Below are 18,632 nucleotides of genomic sequence, written 5' to 3'. Positions count from 1 at the left end.
CCCATGGATATGTGGGGGGGTCGGGAACCCGTTACTGGCCCAGCGGTGATCCAACCCACTCGAGAAGAGCCAGTGTCGTCCTTCTCCCCGGTCGGGGAGAATCCGCCGAACATTTCGAGGGCCTGGCTTTCCGGCTCGCGCTCGACGGATATCAGGTGACGTTTCTCGACCACGGGAGAGACACCGTCCTCGCCCTTGGTGAGGCGCGTGCCCCCGAGGGTCCGTTCATCCTGCTGGGTTCGGACAGCGGGGCCCTGCGGGCGTTGGTCGGCGCCGGTTCGCCAGCCGTCCGGCCGGATGCCCTCGTGTTGCTCGACCTGCCGCTGGTGTACCGAAAGATCGCGGGCGAGGGTCCGGGACAGCCGATCCCACGGTCGCTGCCCGACCTGCCGGTCCTACTGCTCCACGCCGAGCGAGACGAGGTCAGCCCGCTTGCGCTGGTGCGCATGATGACGCGGACCGCGCGCCGGGCCCGGCTGGCGTCGCTACCCGGGGGGCGTGGCGTGCTCGCCGGCCCCGGTCGGCGTGCGGTCGGCGCGCACATCCTGCTGTTCCTCGAGAACCTCCGTGCCCCGCGGCTGGCCCCACGGCAACGGCAGCGGGACCGGCCGCTCGACTGATCTCGCCCGGTGCCGGGCGCGCCCGCGTGCCGCTCTGATCGGGGTGTGCCTCCGCGGGAGTCCCAATCGCTCAGCAGGCGTTTCCTTGGCGGGTGCCGGCGCGAATCACGCGGGTCCATCGTCCGTCCCGTACCGCGTCGTCTGTTTTCCAACGGCGCCGGCTTCGAGTCTGCGGCTCGAAGCCGGCGCCGTTCGCGTTTGCGTACCCGCCCACACGCCACCCGACCCCCGGTCCAAGTTTCCCGCCCGCCGGGGGTTGCCGGGGTGCGCGGGGGCGCAGGGATTGCCGGGCGGCCGGGCGGTCCCGGTGACTACCGGTCCCCGTGACTACCGGTCCCCGTGGCCACCGGTCCCCGTCGCGACAGACCGGTCATATCGCCAAGATCCGGTCGTGACGGGTGATCTGTGTCGCTACCGGTAGCTGCTATTGATGTCCGAGAGTTGCGGTACCGCAGCGTTATGCACGTATCGTGACCAACATGCGCCCAGATTCGGCGCAACTCGTACTTGTCACTACGGTCTGTAGTTCGCTACGGTTGCGAGGTATCAACAGCTCCGGGCCGACGCCGAGTTCTGCCCACGGTCCGGAGCTCCCTCCGAGAGACCTTGGGCAGAAGCGGGGGAACCACGTTCCTTCGGGTGGCTCGTTGCGGGCCGCCCTTGGGGTTAAGCCGTTACGCGCACGCCGCGGAAACGGCCGGGCTTCCCGGCCCGAACCCGACAGCTAACCTCGCAGGCGTACGGGAAGGACTCGACGTTGCCTGTGTTTCAGGAACGCTCGGCTCCGGTCTTTTGGACCGTGACGCCGTTCGGCGCGACCCGCGGTGCGTCCCCGCCATATTGGGCGCCGTTCTCGCCCTGACGTCTTCGCGAGAACGTGCCATCCGGTCGGTGCCCGTACCGGCCGATCGCGCTGACGCGCGATACCACCAGCTCGGCTGAAAGCCACCTGACCTCGTCATCCGTGGTCGGCTGACCCCTGCCGTCCACCGGGCCCGCCAGGCCCGGAACGGAATGACCGCGGCCGCCTGCCGGGCTGCTCAGCCCATCGACCCCGGAATCCTCAGGGTGCGTCGATCGGTCGTCCCCGGACGGACCCTCGGCGCACCGGGGGACCGGCACTGGGTGCTGCTCTTCTCCAGCGCGGTCGTCTCCGCTCGCCCTCCTTTGAGCGGCATCCCTCCCCTCGATCACCAGTCTGTGCTCGACGACACCGAAATGAGATGTCAAAGAAATGGCCAAGGGAAAGCATCGGAAAAATTCCACCCGGACCCGGGGCGCCGTTGTCGCCGCCGTCGGTGTGATCGGCGCCGGCGCCGGCATGCTCGCCACCGCGAGCCCGGCCAGGGCCGCCACCACGGTCCCCGATGTGACGATCGCCAGCGCGGCCGCGAACGCGGGACTGCCCGGCTGCCGCGGCGTCCCGCTGGCCACCTGGGTCGCGGTGGCTCTTGCGGAGTCCGGCGGCAACCCCTACGCCCACGCCACCTCCGGCGAGGACTCGCGCGGCCTGTGGCAGATCAACATGCGGGCCCACGCCGGCTGGGTGGGTAACCGCAACCTCTACGACCCAACCGTCAACGTCTGGGCGGCGAAGAAGGTCTGTGAAGGCCAGGGCATCACCGCCTGGAGCGCCTACACCAAGGGCATGCACTACCGCTACCTGGCCCGGGGACAGGCAGCGGCGGCGGCCGTCTCGCGCGGCGCGCGGTTCACGAACGTCTCCTACTCCTCGCTGGCTGCCCCGGCGCGTGCGGCCGTGGTGGCGCCTGCGGCCCGCTACCCGTCGCTGGCCATCGGCCTCGGGTTCCGCCTCGACGTCCACCAGATCCAGAAGAGGCTAGCCAGCCTTGGCTACCCGATCAGCGTGGATGGGAAGTTCGGGTACCAGACCAACCACATGGTCAAGGACTTCCAGCTGAAGCACGGTCTGGTGGTCGACGGGATCGTCGGGCCGCAGACGCGGGCGAAGCTCGGGATCTGACCCTGATCGAGGCCCGCCGACCGGGCGCCGGCGCTCTCGGGCGGTGTTCCCGACCCGCCCGAGATCGCTGCTCGATATCCGCATGCACCGGATGACTACCCGGGGTGAGCTGGGGGTATTCAGCCACCGGGCCAGCACCGGGCCGGGAGACGGCACCGGCCCGGGCGGGACCAGCCGGCCCGCACGGGAAAACCGAAACGGGGGCCCGATCGATGAGAGCCACGATGCTCGACGACTACCTATCTGAGGCGAGTCCGAACGCATCTTCCGCGACCGGGGCCGGCCTCCTGTTCGCGGTCCTGGGACCGCTGGAGGTGCGGCGATCCTCGGGTGAGCAGGTCCGCATCGACCAGCGCAAGAAGCGCATCCTGCTGCTGACCCTGCTGCTGCACGCCGGCCAGTGGGTGAGTGTGGACGGGATGCGGCTCGCGCTCTGGCAGGATGCCCCGCCGCGCTCCGCTGGGGGCAACATCAAGACTTATCTCTCGGAGCTGCGGCACACCCTCCGGCCGCCCCTGGGCACGCCCGGAGCCGGGGGGAACGGCCCCGGGCGCATCGAGAGCCGGCCGGGGGAGTACCGCCTGGTCGTTGCGCCCGGTGAGATCGACGCTAAGCGGTTCGAATCGGCCGCTGAGCAGGGCCGCGCCGCCGTGCGTGCCGGCTCACCGGAACGCGCCGCCGGGTTTTTCGAAGGTGCCCTCGCGCTGTGGCGGGGGGACGCGTTCGACGAGCTCCCGGCGGAGATCGCAGGCGCGGAGGTCCTCCGGCTGGAGGAGGCTCGCTGGGCGGTGTGCGAGGACCTGATCGACGCCCGCCTGGCCCTCAGCGAGTACGATCGGGTGCTGCCGACCCTGCGGGCGCTCACGGTCGAACATCCGACCCGGGAACGTCCCTGGGCCCAACTGATCCTCGCGTTGGAACACACCGGCCGGCGGGCCGAGGCACTGGCCGAGTACCAGACGGTCTACCGGCGGCTGGTGACCGAACTCGGGATCGAGCCCGGTGTCGAACTGCGGCGTGCCCATCAGCATGTACTGAATCCGGACTCGTGGATCACCTGATACCACGGCCGTTCCGGCCGAGTCGTGCGGCGGCCGAGTTATGGGGACCTGAGCACGGTCCAGGGACCGCAGACCGTGCTCAGGTCCCCCAAATTCACCACCGGAGGTCAGCTGAACCGCCAGTGAACCCGGCGGGGGAATTTCAACCAGACGGGCCGGACCAGCTGGCCGGCGCCCGCGCCACGGGCGCGGCGCCGTCGTGTATCGCCACCGGCGCGCGTCGCAAGGGTGCGCGTCGCAAGGGTGCGCGTCACAGCGCGGGCGCGCGGAAACCGCTGAGGAGAAGACGATGAAGGCTACCTACCTCCCCCCGCGACTGGAGGATGCCGGCAGCTTCGCCGCAGTGACGAACGGCCGCTGGGGCTGGGGGCGTGACTATTTCTGGCGGCGTTTTGCGTGACGGCGGCCGGGGTGGCGGTGGTCCCGATTCCGTCCTGCTGGTTTCTGGTGCTGGCCGACCGTGATCCCGTCGTGCGTCCGCCGGGGGTCCGTCACATGCTGCGGTACGCCTCCGGGCGGCCGTGGATCGTCGGCAACTGGCCGGACGACGCCATGGTCAGTGCCGTCGCCGGGCGCTCGCGACTGGCCCTGATCGGGTGTGCCGCGACCAACGCGCGACAGCTCCTGCGGCTGCTTCTCACGGCCCGTGACGTGCATGCTCTCGACCTCGCGCGCGCGGTGGCCGGCGACTACCACGTGATCGCCGACATCGACGGCCACCGTCGTATCCAGGGCAGCCCGACGGGAACCCGGCGGGTTTTCACCGCCCGGCTGGGCAGCCAGCTGGTCGCCGCCGACCGCGCCGACGTGCTCGCCCGGCTCACGGGCGCCCCGCTGAACCGGGCGGCGCTGGCTCTGTCGCTGCTCGACCCGTCACCGCCCCATCCGCTCGACGACCTGGTGCTCTGGGAGTCGATCGACGCGCTGCCCCCGGATCACTACCTTCTCGTCGGCCCTGACGAGAAGGCCACTGTCCTGCGGTGGTGGCGTCGACCGGCACCGGTGCGGTCCCGTGCGGAGGGGGCGCCGACCCTGCGGGCGGCTCTCGCCGAGGCCGTGGCGGCGCGGGTCGCCGGCGGCGGGACGGTGAGCTGTGATCTGTCGGGTGGGCTGGACTCCACCTCGGTGTGCTGCCTGGCCGCGCGCGGCCCCGCCGACGTGGTCGCGCTCACCGGGATCGCCCGCGATCCCGGTGACGACGACGCCCAGTGGGCCGCGCGGGCCGCGGCCACGCTCCCCGGCGTCACGCGCGAGGTCCTGCCCGCCGCCGGGCTTCCCCTCGTCTACGACGGTATTGCCGACGCCGACGAACCGCTCGACCGGCCGTTCGTCGGCATCGTCGACCGGGCGAAGCTGCGCGCGGGTCTTGACCGGGTCGCGCTGTACGGGCCGCGGGTGCACCTCACCGGGTTCGGTGGCGACGAGGTCGCCTATGGCTGTCCCGCCTACCTCCCCCGGTTGTTGCGCCGCCGGCCCTGGCGGGCGCTGCACGACCTGCGCGGACACCGAGCGCAGGAGGGCTGGCCGCGGATGGCGTGTCTGCGGATGATGTGGCCGCGCGGCTACCGGGACTGCCTCGCCGACATGGCCGATGCGCTCGACCAGGCCCACCGTCCGGCCGGTTCCTCCGGTTCCTCCGGTTTCGGCCGATCCCACCCGGGCGTCCTGGCCCCGCTCGACTGGGCCTTTCCGCCTGTGGTCCCGGGTTGGCTCACGCCGGCGGCCCTCGACCTGCTGGCCGGAGCGTTCGCGGAGGCCGCCCGGCGCGCCTGGCCGCTGGCCGAGACCCGGGACGGCCACGCCGATCTCTTCGCCATCCGCGCCGGCGCGGCGGTGTTCCGGCTGTTCGACCAGCTCGCCGATCCGGTCGGCCCGCCGCTCGCCGCTCCCTTCCTCGACGATCGGGTGGTCCGGGCGGCGCTGGCGGTGCGGCCCGAGGAGCGCACCGGTCCGTGGGAGTACAAACCGTTGTTGAAGGAGGCCATGCGCCGGGTGGTGCCGCAGGAATGCCTGCGCCGCGAGACCAAGGCGGATGCCGCCGCCGAGGCGGATCAGGGCCTGCGCGCCAGCCAGGACGTCCTGGTGAAGCTGTGCGATGACAGCCCGTTGGCCGATCTCGGCCTGATCGAGCCGGACGCGCTGCGCCAGGCGTGCCGATCTTCGTCCGTACCTGGTCATCGCCACCAGGCGCTGCAACCGACGTTCGCGGTGGACGCGTGGCTGCGGGTGCTCGCGAGCCGGCGGAGCCCTGACTGCGCTACCGGAGAAGTGAGTGAGCTACCGGAGGAGTGAGTGATCATGGTGACGCTGCGGCCTGACGTAGTGCGGGCGCCGACCGAGTACGGAGCGGTGCTCCTCCATATCGACAACGGCCGGTACTGGACCCTCAACCCCTCGGGTGACCTGGTGCTGCGGATCCTGCTCGACGGCGGCGACACGGCAGCCGCCGCCCGCGGGCTGTGTGAGGCCAGCGAGGTTGACCCGGAGACGGCGCGCCGCGACGTGGAGGGTCTGCTCGCCCAACTCGCGGACGTGGGCCTCATCGAGGCTGAGCCCGAACCCCGATGGTCACCCGAGACCGAGGCGGTCTGCGATCCCCGGGCGCAGGCCCGGTGACCGCGCCGATGGTGGTCGAGCGGCCGGAGGCGAAACCGTCCCTCGCTCGTCGGCTCGGCGCGCTGGTCGCCGTGGGGATCGCGCGGGTGCTCGCGACCCAGTCGCCGGCCCGCATCTGCCGGGTGCTCACGGAGGTGGGCGCGGGCGCCCGCCCGGCCGACTATGACACCGCGCTCGCCGCCCGGCAGGCGGTGACAGCCGTGAGCCTCACCTGCCGCGGCGCGCGGGGCTGCGTTCCCCGCTCGATAGCGACCGCCCTGCTGTGCCGGTTGACCGGAACGTTCCCGACGTGGCGTGTGGGGGTGCGCACCATCGCGCCGTTCGCCGCGCACGCGTGGGTCGAGGCGGACGGAGTGATCGTGGGGGAGTCGATGCCGGCCGGCTACCTGCGGCCGCTGCTCAGCGTCGGTCCGGGAACGGGAACCGGGCCGCGTCGCGCGGGCGGGCTTCGTGGGAGTGGCGGGCTTCGCGGAAGGGGCGTGCCTCGTGACGAGGGCGTACGTCGTTGAGGGGGAGGGCCAGGGAGTTGCCCGGGGGCCCGCGTTGCGGGGCGTCGCGGAACTCTGGGCGCTGCTGTGCGGCCGTCGCGGGGCGGTGGCGATCGCCACGGCGCTGACCGTGGTCGGCACCGCCGTCGGGGTGCTCCAACCGCTGCTCGTGATGCGGGTGATCGACGCTGCGCAGGCGGGGGGTATTCCCGGCTGGCTCATCGGGGCGCTGCTGGGTCTGTTCGTCGGCCAGGCGATGATCGACACCGCCGGGCACTACCTGCTCGAGCGCGTCGGCCAGGGCGTCCTGCTCGGCCTGCGCACCAGCCTGATCGGCCACCTGCTGCGGCTGCGCATGCGGGTGTTCGACACGCGGCGGATCGGGGATCTGATCTCCCGCGCGAATACCGACACGACCGTGGTGCGGGAGGCGGTGGCGTACAGCTTCACCTCCCTGGTCACCAGCGTGATCGGCGTCGTCGGCGCCGTCGCCCTGATGATCTGGTTGAACCCCTGGCTGTTCCTGCTCGTGCTCGGGGTGGTGGCGGTGGCCGGGGTCGTGGTATTCGGCGCGCTGTCCCGGATCAGGACGGTGTCCGAACGCGGGCAGGCCAGCGTCGGCGGCATGACCGCCGACCTGGAGCGCGCCCTCACCGCGATCCGTACCGTGCGGGCGAACCGCGCCGAGGGGCGGGAGGCCGCGCGCATCGGCGACCACGCCGCGGCCGCATACCAGGCCGGCATCCGGATGGCGAAGCTGGACTCGATCATCGCCCCCGCGATGCAGCTCGCGGTGCAGGGAAGCGTGCTGGTCGTGCTCCTGGTCGGCGGGATCCTGGTGGCGCGCGGTTCGGCCTCGCTCGGCAGCCTGGTCGCCTTCCTGCTGTATGCCACCTACCTGGTGATGCCGTTGTCGCAGCTCATCGAGGCGGCGGCGACCATCCAGCGGGGGATGGGGGCGCTGTCGCGGGTCAACGCGGTGTTCGCGCTGCCCCGGGAGGGCGACGACGAGCCGGTGCACGGTCCGCTGCGCCCCGTGGCGGCCGCGGCCCCCGGCGGGACGCGCCCGCCGGCACCGTTGTCACCCTCACCCTCGTCACGAGTGTCATCCTTGTCCTTGTCACGCAGGGAGCCGCCGAATCCGCAGGTGCCGTCGATCGAGTTCCGTGACGTCTGGTTCGGCTACGCGGAGACGCCGGTGCTGCGCGGGGTGTCGTTCACGGTGCCGTCCCGCGGGCACGTCGCGCTGGTCGGGCCGTCCGGTGCCGGCAAGTCCACCATCCTGGAGCTCGTCGAGCGATTCTACGAGCCGGACGCCGGAATGATCCTCTTCGCCGGCCACGACGTCCGCGCGATGCCCCGCGCGACCGCCCGCGGGTGGGTCGGGCTGGTCGAGCAGAACACCCCGGTGCTGCACGGCAGCCTGCGGGACAACATCACCTACGCGGCGCCGGAGGCGACCGAGGAGCAGATCACCGCGGTCCTGGCCACGGCGGGGCTGCGGGACTTCACCGACCGGCTGCCCGAGCGGCTCCGGACCCCGGTTGGTGATCATGGTGTGCTGCTCTCCGGCGGGGAACGGCAGCGGGTCGCGATCGCCCGCGCGCTGATCGCTCAGCCCGCGGTGCTGCTCCTGGACGAGCCCACGGCCCAGCTGGACAGCGTCAACGAGCAGGCGCTCACCCGCGCGATGCGCCGGATCGCCGCCGAGCGGGCACTGCTGGTCATTGCCCACCGGATCTCCACGGTGCGGGCTGCGGATCTCATCCTCGTGCTGAACGAGGGCCGCGTGGTCGCGCAGGGCCCGCACGAGGAGCTGATGGCGACCAGCGCGTTCTACCGCGGCCTCGCCACGGGCCTGCCGGCCGGTCCCGCCAGCCCCGCTGGGCCGGTCAGCCCGCCAGGGCGCGGGCGAGCAGGGACCGCAGGGCCTCCCGCCCCGGTGGGGTGAGCACCCCGAGCACGCTCTCCTCGACGCCGTGACCTGCCCTCAGGGCGTTTCCGGGGGAGCCAGGGCGGACTTGCGGATCTTGCCCATCGAGTTGCGGGGGAGCTCGGTCACCAGGTGGATCTCCCGGGGCCGCTTGTGGATGGACAGCTCCCGCGCCACGAAGTCGATGAGCGCCTCGCTCGCCGTCGTCTCGCTCGCCGTCTCGCTCGGTGTCCCGCCCGGCGCCCCGCCCGGTATCCCGCCCGCCGCACCGGCCAGGCCGGGGGCGATGACGAAGGCGGCGATGCGCTGCCCGAGGTCGTCGTCCGGCAGCCCGACGACGGCGGCCTCGCGCACGGCCGGGTGGGCCAGCAGCACGGCCTCGACCTCGCCCGCGCCCACCCGGTAACCGCCGCTCTTGATGAGGTCGGTGGATCGGCGCCCGACGATTCGGTGGTGGCCGTCCGGGGCGACGACCGCGGCGTCGCCGGTGCGGAACCAGCCGTCCGCGGTGAACGACGCGGCGGTGACCTCCGGGCGCCCCAGGTACCCGTCGAACAGGGTGGAACCGCGGACCTGCAGCTCGCCGATGCTCTCCCCGTCCGCGGGCAGCTCGGCCCCCGTCTCGTCGTCCACGAGCCGGGTCCGCACTCCCGGCAGGGTGGTGCCGACCCAGCCCGCCCGGCGCTCCCCGTCCGCTCGGGCGCTGATGGTGATCAACGTCTCGGTCATCCCGTACCGTTCGATCGGGGCGAGGCCGGTGAGGCCGGCGAGCCGGTCGATCACCGGCATCGGCAGGGGGGCACTGCCCGAGACGAGCAGCCGGGCCGAGGCCAGGGCGCGGGCGGTGGTCGGATCGTCACAGACCCGGGACCACACGGTCGGCACGCCGAAGTACAGGGTCCCCCCGGCCGCCGCGTACGCCGTCGGGGTCGGGCGGACGGTGTGGATCAACCGGCTGCCGGCCCGCAGCGCCCCGAGCACACCCAGGACCAGGCCGTGGACGTGGAACAGCGGCAGTCCGTGCACGAGCGTGTCCTCGGGCGTCCAGGCCCAGGCGTCGGCGAGGGCGTCCAGATCGGCGGCGATGGCCGGGGCGGACAGCACCACGCCTTTGGGGGCTCCGGTCGTCCCGGAGGTGTAGAGGATGAGCGCCGGTCCGGCCCCCCCGGACCCGGACCCGGCAGCCCCCGACCGTGCGGTGAGATCGACCGGCACGGTGGGGATCGTGAGGTCGTCCCAGGCGGGGCTGCCGAGCAGCAGGGCGGCGCCCGAGTCGCGCAGGATGTGACCGCGTTCACGCGGCCCGGAGTCGGGCGGCACGGGTACCGCCGGCACCCCGGCGAGCAGGCAGCCGACGACCGAGAGGACGGTGGCCATCGTCGCCTCGGCGTGCACGGCCACCGCCGGCGCGCCGGCCACCCGACCGGCGACGACGGACGCGGCCGCGAAGAGCTCGGCGCGGGTGAACTCGACCTCCCCGACCTGGACGGCGGGGCCGTCGTGCTCGACGGCTGGCAGTGGGAACAGCGTCACTCCGTCATAATCCCATGGCTGAACCCGTCGACGCTCAGCTCCGCCCAGACCGCCGCCGAGGTGCTGTGCGCGTCGATTCACAGCCGGAGCATCGAACCACCAGTCGCCTCCGGGGGGAGTGTCGCTTTCAGGCGACAGGGGAATCCGGTACGGACTGTAACGGTTATGCCGGCCATGCTGATATAGTCGGTGGCGTGGGGCGGTGGGTGACGACGGGCGCGGGCGGGGCCTACGACCTTGGCTATCACGTCGTCTGGTGCCCCAAATATCGCAGGCCGGTACTCGTCGGCCCGGTCCGTGACCGGCTGGACGCGCTGCTGCGCGAGAAGTGCACCGAGCACGACTGGCCGGTCGTCGCGCTGGAGATCGCACCTGACCACGTGCACCTGTTCGTGAAGGCTCATCCAAAGCACGCCCCGTCGTACATCGCCAACCAGGTGAAGGGCTTCACGTCCCACGTGCTGCGCGCCGAGTTCGCGCACCTGCGGTCCCGGCTGCCCACCCTGTGGTCGCGGTCGTACTTCGTCGCCACTGTCGGCGCGGTCTCCGCCGACACGGTCCGGCGGTACATCGACACGCAGAACGAACGGCCGTGGCGGCCGGTAGCCGCCCGGTGAGACGGACCTTCAGGTTCCAGCTCCGCCCGACCGGCCACCAGACAGCCGCCTTGGGCGCGATGCTCGACGACCACCGGGCGCTCTACAACGCCGCCCTTCAGGAACGCCGCGACGCCTACCGGCATCCGAGCCGGACGACGGTCCGCTACGGCAATCCCCGGTTCGCCGGGCGGGCGGCGGGCAGGCTGGCCGCCGCGCAGCGGGACCTGTCCCGCAAGCAGCGCGGCTCGAAGCGGCGCCGCAAGGCCGTCGCGCGGGTCGCGGCGCAACACTGCGCCGTCGTCCGGCAGCGTCTCGACCTCGCCCACAAGACCGCGCTCGGGCTGGTCCGCGACCACGACCTGATCGCCGTGGAGAACCTGAACATCAAGGGCATGACCCGCCGGGTCATGCCCAGGCCCGACCCGGAGACGCCCGGTGTCTTCCTGTCGAACGGGCAGGCCGCCAAGACGGGGCTGAACAAGAGCATCCTCGATGCGGGATGGGGGGTGTTCCTCACCGTGCTGCACGCCAAGGCTGAAAGCGCCGGACGGGCCGTCGTCGGGGCGCCACCCGCCAATACGTCCCGTACCTGCGCCGAATGTGGCCACTGCGCCGCCGGGAACCGCAGAACACAGGCCGCGTTTGTCTGTCAGGCATGCGGCCACAGCGCGCACGCCGACGTCAACGCGGCTACCAACATCCTCAGGGCCGGGCTGGCCCTTCAGGCAGCGCAAGCCGCCTGAGAAGCCGGCGCCTTTAGACGTCGGAGTAGTCACGCGGAGGATCTCGCCCCGAAGATCCCGCACGGGCCCGACCCGGAGCCGTTCGTCGCGGGGGTCCGGCGGTTCGCCGACGCCGGGTTCACCGAAGTCGCCCTGCTCCAGATCGGTCCAGATCAGGGCGGCTTCTGCGACTTCTACGAACGCGTCCTCAGGCCGGCGCTGGCCGCCTTGTGACCCGAGGTCCGGTGACCCGATGGCCCCGGGGGTAGACCGGTCACCGCATCAGCGCCGCTCCAGTTCCGTGGGCCGGCCCAGTTCTGCAAGCCACTGGTGGAGGACTGCGGCGGTGGAGGCGGCGTGTTCGTTCATCATCGTCTGGTGATTGCCGGCGGCGTCGAGCCTTTCGTGCTCCATCACCCAGTCGGTCACCCAGGCCTGGCCATCCCCGTCAGGGTTCTCGGCGACCGCCTGCTGGGGCATGCGCTCCATCGCCCGGACGAGGACGACCGGCGCGTCGACGGTGGTCGGCCGCCAGCCCTCGAACAGGTCCAGGTAGGCGCCCTGCGCGGTGACCTGTGCCTCCGTCATCAGCGCGAAGGCCTGGTCGTTGAGGGCGACGCCGCGAAGCTCCTCCTGGATGTCGCCCTCGGGGATGCGGTCCCCGGGTAGCCACGTGTCGAGCAGCACCACCGCCCCGGGGCGGATCCCGCGGGCCTCCAGCCGGGCCGCGATCGCATGTGCCAGCCAGCCGCCCGAGGAGTAACCCGCGAGCACGATGGGGATCTCGTCGAACGCCCGGGCGATGGTCTCGGCATGCAGGTCAACGACGAGATCCGCGGTGGCCGGAAGCAGCTCCCCGTCGCCGAATCCGGGATGCGGCAGCGCGTACACGTCCCGCCGGCCATGCAGGTGCAGGGCAAGGCGGGCGAAGTTGTGCGGTCCCGACGGGGCGACCATCGAGGGCAGGCAGACGATGGTGGGCCTGGCCGGACCCGAGGCGAGTCTCACCGGCGCGGCGGGCGCGCCGAAGGCCTCGACGGTGCGGAAGACGGGCCTGAGCCGGGCGACGGCCCGCAGGACACCGACGCCCTCGGCGAACTTGCCGTCCGTGCACGCCTGTCGGTACAGCTCGCGCACGCCGATCGGCGCGACCTGCGTCCCGGCCCGCGCGGGGGGCCTGCCGGGCACGATGTCCGGGTGCCGCTGGGTGGCGAGGGTGGCGAGGGCGTCGAGATGGCGGGTGAGCTCGCAGACCGTCGGATGCTCGAAGACAACGGGCGTGGCCAGGGTGAGGCCGGTGGCGGCGGCCAGTCGGCGGCTGAGCTGCACCGAGGCCAGTGAGTCGAAGCCGAGTTCGAGGAAGCGGCGCTGCGGGTCCACGTCGTCGGGCGACGGGTGCCCGAGGATGGCCGCGGCCTCCGCCCGCACGAGGTCGAACAGCGCGCGGGCGCGGGCGGGCCCGGGCAGCGTCCCGTAGTCCACTCGGGCGGGGGGCGCGTCGGTGCCGGTCGGCTCGGCGTCCCCCTCGGGTCCGGCCGTCGTGGACCGGCTCCATAGATCGTCGAAGAAATGCCCAGGGCGGGCGGCGGTGAAGGGTGGGAGGAAGCGATCCCAGTCGACGTCGGCGACGGTGAGCGCGGCCTGCCCGCCCGCGACCGCCCGGGTGAGCGCGGTGACCGCTGCGTCGGGGGGCAGCGGGGTCAGGCCACGGCGGCCCAGGGAGTCACGGAACGTGGCCTCGGCGCCCATTCCGGCGTCGGCCCACGGGCCGAATGCGACAGAGGTGGCGGCGAGACCGAGCGCGCGCCGCCGCGCGGCGAGGGCGTCGAGGTAGGCGTTGCCCGCGCTGTAGGCGGACTGGCCGCCACTGCCCCAGGTCGCCGACACCGACGAGAACAGGACGAAGGCCTCCAGCCTGGTGCCGTCGATCCCGTCGATCCCGTCGATCCCGTCGATCCCGTCGAGTAGCCGGTCGAGGCCGGCGGCGCCGGCGACCTTCCTGGCCACGACCTCCGCGAACTCCCCGAGATCGAGTTTGTGCAGGGCGGTCACCTGTCCCATGACACCGGCCGCGTGTACGACGGCGGACACCGGCCGGCCCGCCTTGGCCAGTCTCCGCAGCAGAGCGGCGAGCTGTTCGTGCTCTCCCACGTCGCAGGCCTCGATGATCGCCTCGGCGCCGAGGGCGGCGAGTTCGGCGCGTAGTTCCTCCGCCCCCGGAGCCGCGGGGCCACGGCGGCTGACGAGGACGATCCGGCGCGCACCGTCGCGGGCGAGCCGGCGGGCGGCATGCGCGCCGAGGGCGCCGGTGCCACCGGTGATCAGGACCGTGCCGTGGGGCCGCCACGCTGGTGGGACGGTGTCGGCTGGTAGGACGGTGTCGGCCCTGACGAGGCGGGGTACCAACAGCCCGGTGGCACGGGCGGCGAGCTGGTCCTCGCCACCGGGGGCGGTGAGGGCGGAGCCGAACCACGCCAGCGTCTGATCGTCGAGGTCGGTCGGGATGTCGATCAGACCGCCCCAGGTGCCGGGGTCCTCCAGAGCGAGGGTGCGGCCGAGTCCCCACATCATGGCCTGGTCCGGGGCGGTGACGGGGTCGTCGGGACCGGTGGTGACCGCGCCGCGGGTGACGCACCACAGCGGTGCGGGCACGTCGAGGTCGTGCAGCGCCTGGACGAGCGGGACGGTGAGGGCGAGCCCGGTGGTCAGTGCCGGATGGATGCGGTGCGGCGTGTCGTCGAGGGCGAGCAGGGACAGGACGCCGCGTACCGCCTGCACCGTCTTCTTCCCGATCTTCTTCCCGGCGAGGCCGCCGCCCGACGGCGGCATGGCGTTCGACAGCAGTACGGCGTTCGACAGCAGCGCCGCGACCCGGGCGCGGTCGGCGTCGTCGCCGGTGAGGGTGAGGGTGACGGCCGTGCCGCCGAGGCGTTCGATGATCCAGCAGAGGCGGGAGAGCATGTCCTCGTCAACGCCGGCGGCCGGGGTCAGCACCGGCCACACGCCGGACAGCGGTGGCGCCGCGATGGCCTGGGCCGTCACGGCGGTGGTGACGTCCGCGGAGTCCAGGGGCCGCCACTCGGTGCGGTAGGACCAGCCGTCCGGGCCCGCCGCGCGGGCCGTCCCGACGGTCGGGCTACGGGGCGCGGGGACGGCGGTGGTCCCGTCGAGCCAGTAGCGCCTGCGCTGGAACGGGTAGGTGGGCAGCTCCCGGTGCCGGGCGCCGCGTCCTCGGTACAGGGCGTGCCAGTCGACGTCGACGCCGTGGACGTGCAGTTCGGCCAGGGCAGTGAGGAGGGTGTCGGGTTCGGGGCGGCCGGCACGGGACGCCGCCGCGGCCACCGTGTCGCGGGCGTCGCGGGTGTTCTGGGCGTCCCGGGTGCTCTGGGTACTCTCGGTGCTCTGGGCGTCGGCGGCTAGGCAGGCCGGCAGGAGCGCGGTCAGGACGGCGTCGGGGCCGAGTTCGAGGTAGGCGACGGCGCCTTCGCGGTGCAGGCGACGGGCGGCGTCGAGGAAGCGGACGGGTTCGCGGACGTGGCGTACCCAGTGGTCGGGGGTGGTGAGCCCGGCCTGGAGGCCGAGGTCGCCGGTCCGGGTGGAGACGACGGGGATGGCCGGCGGGGAGTAGATGATCTTCTCGGCGACGGCTCGGAACCGGTCGAGCATGTCGTCCATGTGCGGGGAGTGAAAAGCGTGGCTGACCGTCAGCCGCCTGATGGCGCGGCCGCGTTCGGCCCAGCCGACGGCGACGCGCTCGACGAGGTCGGCGTCGCCGGCGATGACGGTGGCGCTCGGGCCGTTGACGGTGGCGATCTCGACCCGCCTGGCGAGCCCGGCGAGGGACTCGGCGACCTCCGCCTCGCCGGCGCGGATGGCGGTCATGGCTCCGCCGGCGCGGCAGGCTTGCATGAGCCGGCCGCGGGCCGCGACGAGAGCGCAGGCGTCGTCGAGGGCCCACACTCCGGCGACGTGGGCGGCGGTGAGCTCGCCGATGGAGTGCCCGGCGAGGATCCCCGGGGCGAGACCCCAGGATTCGAGGAGCCGGAACAGCGCGGTCTCGAAGGCGAACAGCGCGGGCTGGGTGTACTCGGTGCGGTCGAGCGCCGCCGCGCCCGGGGAACCGGCGGGGGCGAACATGACGTCGCGCAGTGGGTATTCGAGATGCGGCGCGAAGTGGGCACAGACGTCGTCGAGGGCGTCGGCGAAGGCCGGGTAGGCCGCATGGAGTTCGCGGCCCATCCCGGGGCGTTGGCTGCCCTGCCCGGTGAACAGGAAGGCGGTTGCGCCCCGGGCGGTTCCGCTTCGGCTCAGCGCCGGTCGGACCGTGCCCAGGACCAGCCCGGCGGTGGGGCGGGCCTCGGCCAGAGCAGCCAGGATCCCGGTCAGGGTCCCGGTCCCGGCCAGGTGCGTGCCGCTGCTGCACGCCGCCGATCCGCGGACGACGGCGACGGCGCGGTGCTCGAAGTGGGTGCGACCCGCCAGGGTGTATCCCGCGTCCAGGGGGGAGATCTCGGGATGGCGCTCCAGGTGCGTGCCGAGCCGGGCGGCCGCCGAACGTAGCGCCGCGTCGCCGCGGCCGGACAGGACGACAGGCACCGGGGCGCTCGCCGGGTTCTCCCCGGCGCGGTCCGCACCCACGGCGTCCGTTCCCGGCCCGGGCGGTGCTTCCTCGAGCACGGCATGAGCGTTGGTGCCGCTTACCCCGAACGCTGACACCGCCGCCCGTCGCGGCCGGCCATCCTGGCGCTGCCAGGGGACGTTCCCGGTGAGCAGGGCGACGTCGCCCGCCGACCAGTCCACGTGCGGGGACGCCTCGCGCACGTGCAGGGTCCGCGGCAGGACGCCGTGCCGCATCGCCTGCACCATCTTGATGATCCCGGCGACGCCGGCGGCGGCCTGGGTGTGGCCGATGTTCGACTTCAGGGACCCGAGGTAGACGGGCCGCCGCGCCGCACGGTCCTGGCCGTAGGTGGCTCGGTCCTGGCCGTAGGTGGCGATGACGGCCCGGGCCTCGATCGGGTCACCGAGCGTCGTGCCGGTGCCGTGCGCCTCCACCGCGTCGACGTCGGCGGCGCGCAGCCCCGCGTTGGCCAGCGCCTGGCGGATCAGGCGCTGCTGGGACAGGCCGTTCGGCGCGGTCATCCCGTTGCTGGCGCCGTCCTGGTTGATCGCGGTGCCACGCAGGACCGCGAGGACGTGATGGCCGTTACGGCGGGCGTCGGAGAGCCGTTCCAGCAGCAGCACGCCCGCGCCGTCGGCCCAGCCGGTGCCGTCGGCGTCGGCGGAGAACGCCTTGCACCGCCCGTCCGGCGCCAGGCCCCGCTTGCGGCTGAACTCCACCAGGATCCCTGGGGTCGACATCACGGTCACCCCACCGGCCAGGGCGAGGTCGCATTCGTCGGCCCGCAGCGCCTGGCCGGCCAGATGCACCGCCACCAGAGACGAGGAACACTGGGTGTCGATGGTCAACGCGGGCCCTTCCAGGCCGAGCGTGTAGGAGACGCGGCCGGCGATCACGCCGGAGGCGTTGCCGGTGAGCAGCTGTCCCTGGGCTTCGGCGGGCGCCGCATGCCAGGCGGGGCCATAGTCCTGCAGCGACACCCCGGTGAAGATGCCGGTCCGGCTGCCCCGCAGCGACCGTGGGTCGAGGCCCGCGTGCTCCAGAACCTCCCAGGAGATCTCCAGCATCAGCCGCTGCTGCGGGTCCACGGCCTGCGCCTCGCGCGGACCGATACCGAAGAATCCCGGGTCGAACAGCGCGATGCCGGGCAGGAACCCGCCATGGCGGGTGTAGGCGGTGCCAGGCTGATCGGGATCAGGATCGTAGAGCGCGTCGAGGTCCCAGCCCCGGTCGTCGGGCAGGCCGCCGACGGCATCCCGGCCCTCTCGTACCAGGTCCCACAGGGCTTCTGGTGAGTCGGTGCCGCCGGGCAGCCGGCAGGCCATGCCGATGATGACGACGGGATCATGGCCCCGGAACGACTCCGAGCCGACCTCGCCGGTGGCGGGAACGGCGACGGCCGCGGGAACGGCCGCGGGAACGGCGGTGGTCGCGGCGGGCTCGTCGATACCCAGCAACTCACGGCGCAGATGGCCGGCGAGGGCCTCGGGGGATGGCCGGTCGAACAACAGCGTGGCGGGCAGGCGCAGACCCGTCGCCGCGGACAGTTCGTCCCGCAGCCGCTCGGCGATGCCGCGGTACACCCCGAGACCACGCCAGGAGGATTCCCGGCCGAGGATGGCCGCGTCGCCGCTGCGCTCGGTCAGCACGGCGACCCGGCCGGCTATCAGGTCCAGCAGGAGCTCGCACTGGGCCGCCTCCGATCGGCCGGCCAGCCGGAGACGCCACGCCTCGCTCGCCCCACCACCGGTGCCGCGCGGCGATCGTGCCTGGATTTCGCGCGTATCGTGCATGCAAACTCCCAGCGTCCTATTCAATGAGGAAACGACGCGTCGGCGACAGCCGCGTCCGTCGCCGGGCGTTCGCCTTCGTCCGTTTCGGCGACGGGTCGACGGACAACGAAGAAGGCCGCCACGGATCAAAGTCAGGGTCAGCCGTTAGCGCTCGGTACGGAGTGGGACAAAATCCCGGAAAGCTGGAGCCGAGAACGACTTGGAATATCTCCTCTGGACGCGGAAGGGTAGGGCTCAGGCAACCGGCGAGGAGTCGGGTCGCGGAGCCGTCCGCTCTCCGTCGAGAGTGCGACGTCCCCATCTTCTCAGGGTACGACCATGCCGGCCGGGGGTGCGTGTCGTCGGTCACGTGTGAATAAGCATGAACGCCATGGGAGTCGAAATGAAATAACTTGCGCGTTTCGAACCCTCCACAGGCCTGTGACCTGCGATGATGCTCTCGATCACGTATTTGTTACTTCATTACGTCCCCATGGTGCCCGATGCTGCGTTTGGGCTTCAAACGTCCTGGCGCGATCGGGCCATGTGGGGTCTTCGAAGTTAACCGGGGTGGGCGTGAGACCCCAGCCAGTTTGGTAACTGTGCGTAATGTTGGCTCGGCGTGGCCTGCTGTGACTTGATGTGGCATGCATCGTGTCGTGACATGTATCGCCCACAACCCC

The 18,632-nt window shown here is 72.4% G+C and carries 12 protein-coding genes and 1 riboswitch; of the genes, 10 read left to right on the top strand and 2 right to left on the bottom strand.

Features of this window, described 5'->3' with window-relative positions; all coding sequences use genetic code 11:
• Nucleotides 1–155: 155 nt before the first annotated feature.
• The 8 genes from AC08OQ_RS05345 to AC08OQ_RS05310 all read left to right on the top strand — a co-directional run bounded on the left by AC08OQ_RS05345 (nt 156) and on the right by AC08OQ_RS05310 (nt 8,720).
• Nucleotides 156–620 (top strand): alpha/beta fold hydrolase, encoded by a 465-nt coding sequence (locus AC08OQ_RS05345; protein ID WP_462186044.1) that lies wholly within the window; start codon nt 156–158, stop codon nt 618–620.
• Nucleotides 621–1,219: 599 nt separating this feature from the next.
• A riboswitch (cyclic di-AMP (ydaO/yuaA leader) is annotated at nt 1,220–1,373 on the top strand.
• Between the two features lie 481 nt (nt 1,374–1,854).
• Entirely contained in the window at nt 1,855–2,604 is a 750-nt protein-coding gene (locus AC08OQ_RS05340) for a peptidoglycan-binding protein (protein ID WP_462203602.1), read from the top strand.
• A 224-nt stretch (nt 2,605–2,828) separates the two neighbouring features.
• The gene (locus tag AC08OQ_RS05335; RefSeq protein WP_476604827.1) at nt 2,829–3,665 is read left to right on the top strand and encodes an AfsR/SARP family transcriptional regulator; all 837 of its coding nucleotides are present in this window, start codon (nt 2,829–2,831) and stop codon (nt 3,663–3,665) included.
• Nucleotides 3,666–3,954: 289 nt separating this feature from the next.
• Nucleotides 3,955–4,065, top strand: coding sequence for a lasso RiPP family leader peptide-containing protein (locus AC08OQ_RS05330; RefSeq protein WP_476593204.1), 111 nt, complete (start codon nt 3,955–3,957; stop codon nt 4,063–4,065).
• The gene (locus AC08OQ_RS05325) at nt 4,062–5,957 is read left to right on the top strand and encodes an asparagine synthase-related protein (RefSeq protein ID WP_476604828.1); all 1,896 of its coding nucleotides are present in this window, start codon (nt 4,062–4,064) and stop codon (nt 5,955–5,957) included. The genes AC08OQ_RS05330 and AC08OQ_RS05325 overlap by 4 nt, the downstream gene beginning before the upstream one ends.
• 6 nt (nt 5,958–5,963) lie before the next feature.
• Nucleotides 5,964–6,281 (top strand): lasso peptide biosynthesis PqqD family chaperone, encoded by a 318-nt coding sequence (locus tag AC08OQ_RS05320; protein ID WP_476604829.1) that lies wholly within the window; start codon nt 5,964–5,966, stop codon nt 6,279–6,281.
• The gene (locus tag AC08OQ_RS05315; RefSeq protein WP_462186037.1) at nt 6,278–6,790 is read left to right on the top strand and encodes a lasso peptide biosynthesis B2 protein; all 513 of its coding nucleotides are present in this window, start codon (nt 6,278–6,280) and stop codon (nt 6,788–6,790) included. Before AC08OQ_RS05320 ends, AC08OQ_RS05315 begins: the two co-directional genes overlap by 4 nt.
• A complete protein-coding gene (locus AC08OQ_RS05310; protein WP_476600894.1) occupies nt 6,768–8,720 on the top strand; it encodes an ABC transporter ATP-binding protein in 1,953 nt (650 codons plus the stop codon). The genes AC08OQ_RS05315 and AC08OQ_RS05310 overlap by 23 nt, the downstream gene beginning before the upstream one ends.
• A 39-nt stretch (nt 8,721–8,759) precedes the next feature.
• Here the strand turns inward: AC08OQ_RS05310 and AC08OQ_RS05305 are convergent, their stop codons facing one another.
• The gene (locus AC08OQ_RS05305; protein WP_476600896.1) at nt 8,760–10,235 is read right to left on the bottom strand and encodes an acyl-CoA synthetase; all 1,476 of its coding nucleotides are present in this window, start codon (nt 10,233–10,235) and stop codon (nt 8,760–8,762) included.
• A gap of 194 nt (nt 10,236–10,429) precedes the next feature.
• Here AC08OQ_RS05305 and tnpA point away from each other — a divergent pair, with 194 nt between their 5' ends.
• Nucleotides 10,430–10,852 (top strand): IS200/IS605 family transposase, encoded by a 423-nt coding sequence (tnpA, locus tag AC08OQ_RS05300; RefSeq protein WP_476600898.1) that lies wholly within the window; start codon nt 10,430–10,432, stop codon nt 10,850–10,852.
• Nucleotides 10,828–11,577: an RNA-guided endonuclease InsQ/TnpB family protein gene (locus AC08OQ_RS05295; protein WP_476600900.1), complete on the top strand. Its 750-nt coding sequence runs from the start codon at nt 10,828–10,830 to the stop codon at nt 11,575–11,577. Before tnpA ends, AC08OQ_RS05295 begins: the two co-directional genes overlap by 25 nt.
• A 261-nt stretch (nt 11,578–11,838) precedes the next feature.
• Here AC08OQ_RS05295 and AC08OQ_RS05290 read toward each other — a convergent pair whose 3' ends face one another.
• Nucleotides 11,839–17,970 (bottom strand): SDR family NAD(P)-dependent oxidoreductase, encoded by a 6,132-nt coding sequence (locus tag AC08OQ_RS05290; protein ID WP_476600902.1) that lies wholly within the window; start codon nt 17,968–17,970, stop codon nt 11,839–11,841.
• Nucleotides 17,971–18,632 lie beyond the last annotated feature (662 nt).

It is taken from the genome of Frankia sp. CcCS3, assembly GCF_977927575.1.
The sequence above is the reverse complement of the archived record's forward strand: the minus strand, read 5'-3'. Positions and strand labels throughout refer to the sequence as shown.

Bases quoted from the DNA above. Each gene is read 5' to 3' on its own strand.
- AC08OQ_RS05340 (WP_462203602.1), top strand. From the start codon at position 1,855: ATGGCCAAGGGAAAGCATCGGAAAAATTCCACCCGGACCCGGGGCGCC.
- AC08OQ_RS05335 (WP_476604827.1), top strand. From the start codon at position 2,829: ATGCTCGACGACTACCTATCTGAGGCGAGTCCGAACGCATCTTCCGCG.
- AC08OQ_RS05330 (WP_476593204.1), top strand. From the start codon at position 3,955: ATGAAGGCTACCTACCTCCCCCCGCGACTGGAGGATGCCGGCAGCTTC.
- AC08OQ_RS05320 (WP_476604829.1), top strand. From the start codon at position 5,964: ATGGTGACGCTGCGGCCTGACGTAGTGCGGGCGCCGACCGAGTACGGA.
- AC08OQ_RS05290 (WP_476600902.1), bottom strand. From the start codon at position 17,970: ATGCACGATACGCGCGAAATCCAGGCACGATCGCCGCGCGGCACCGGT.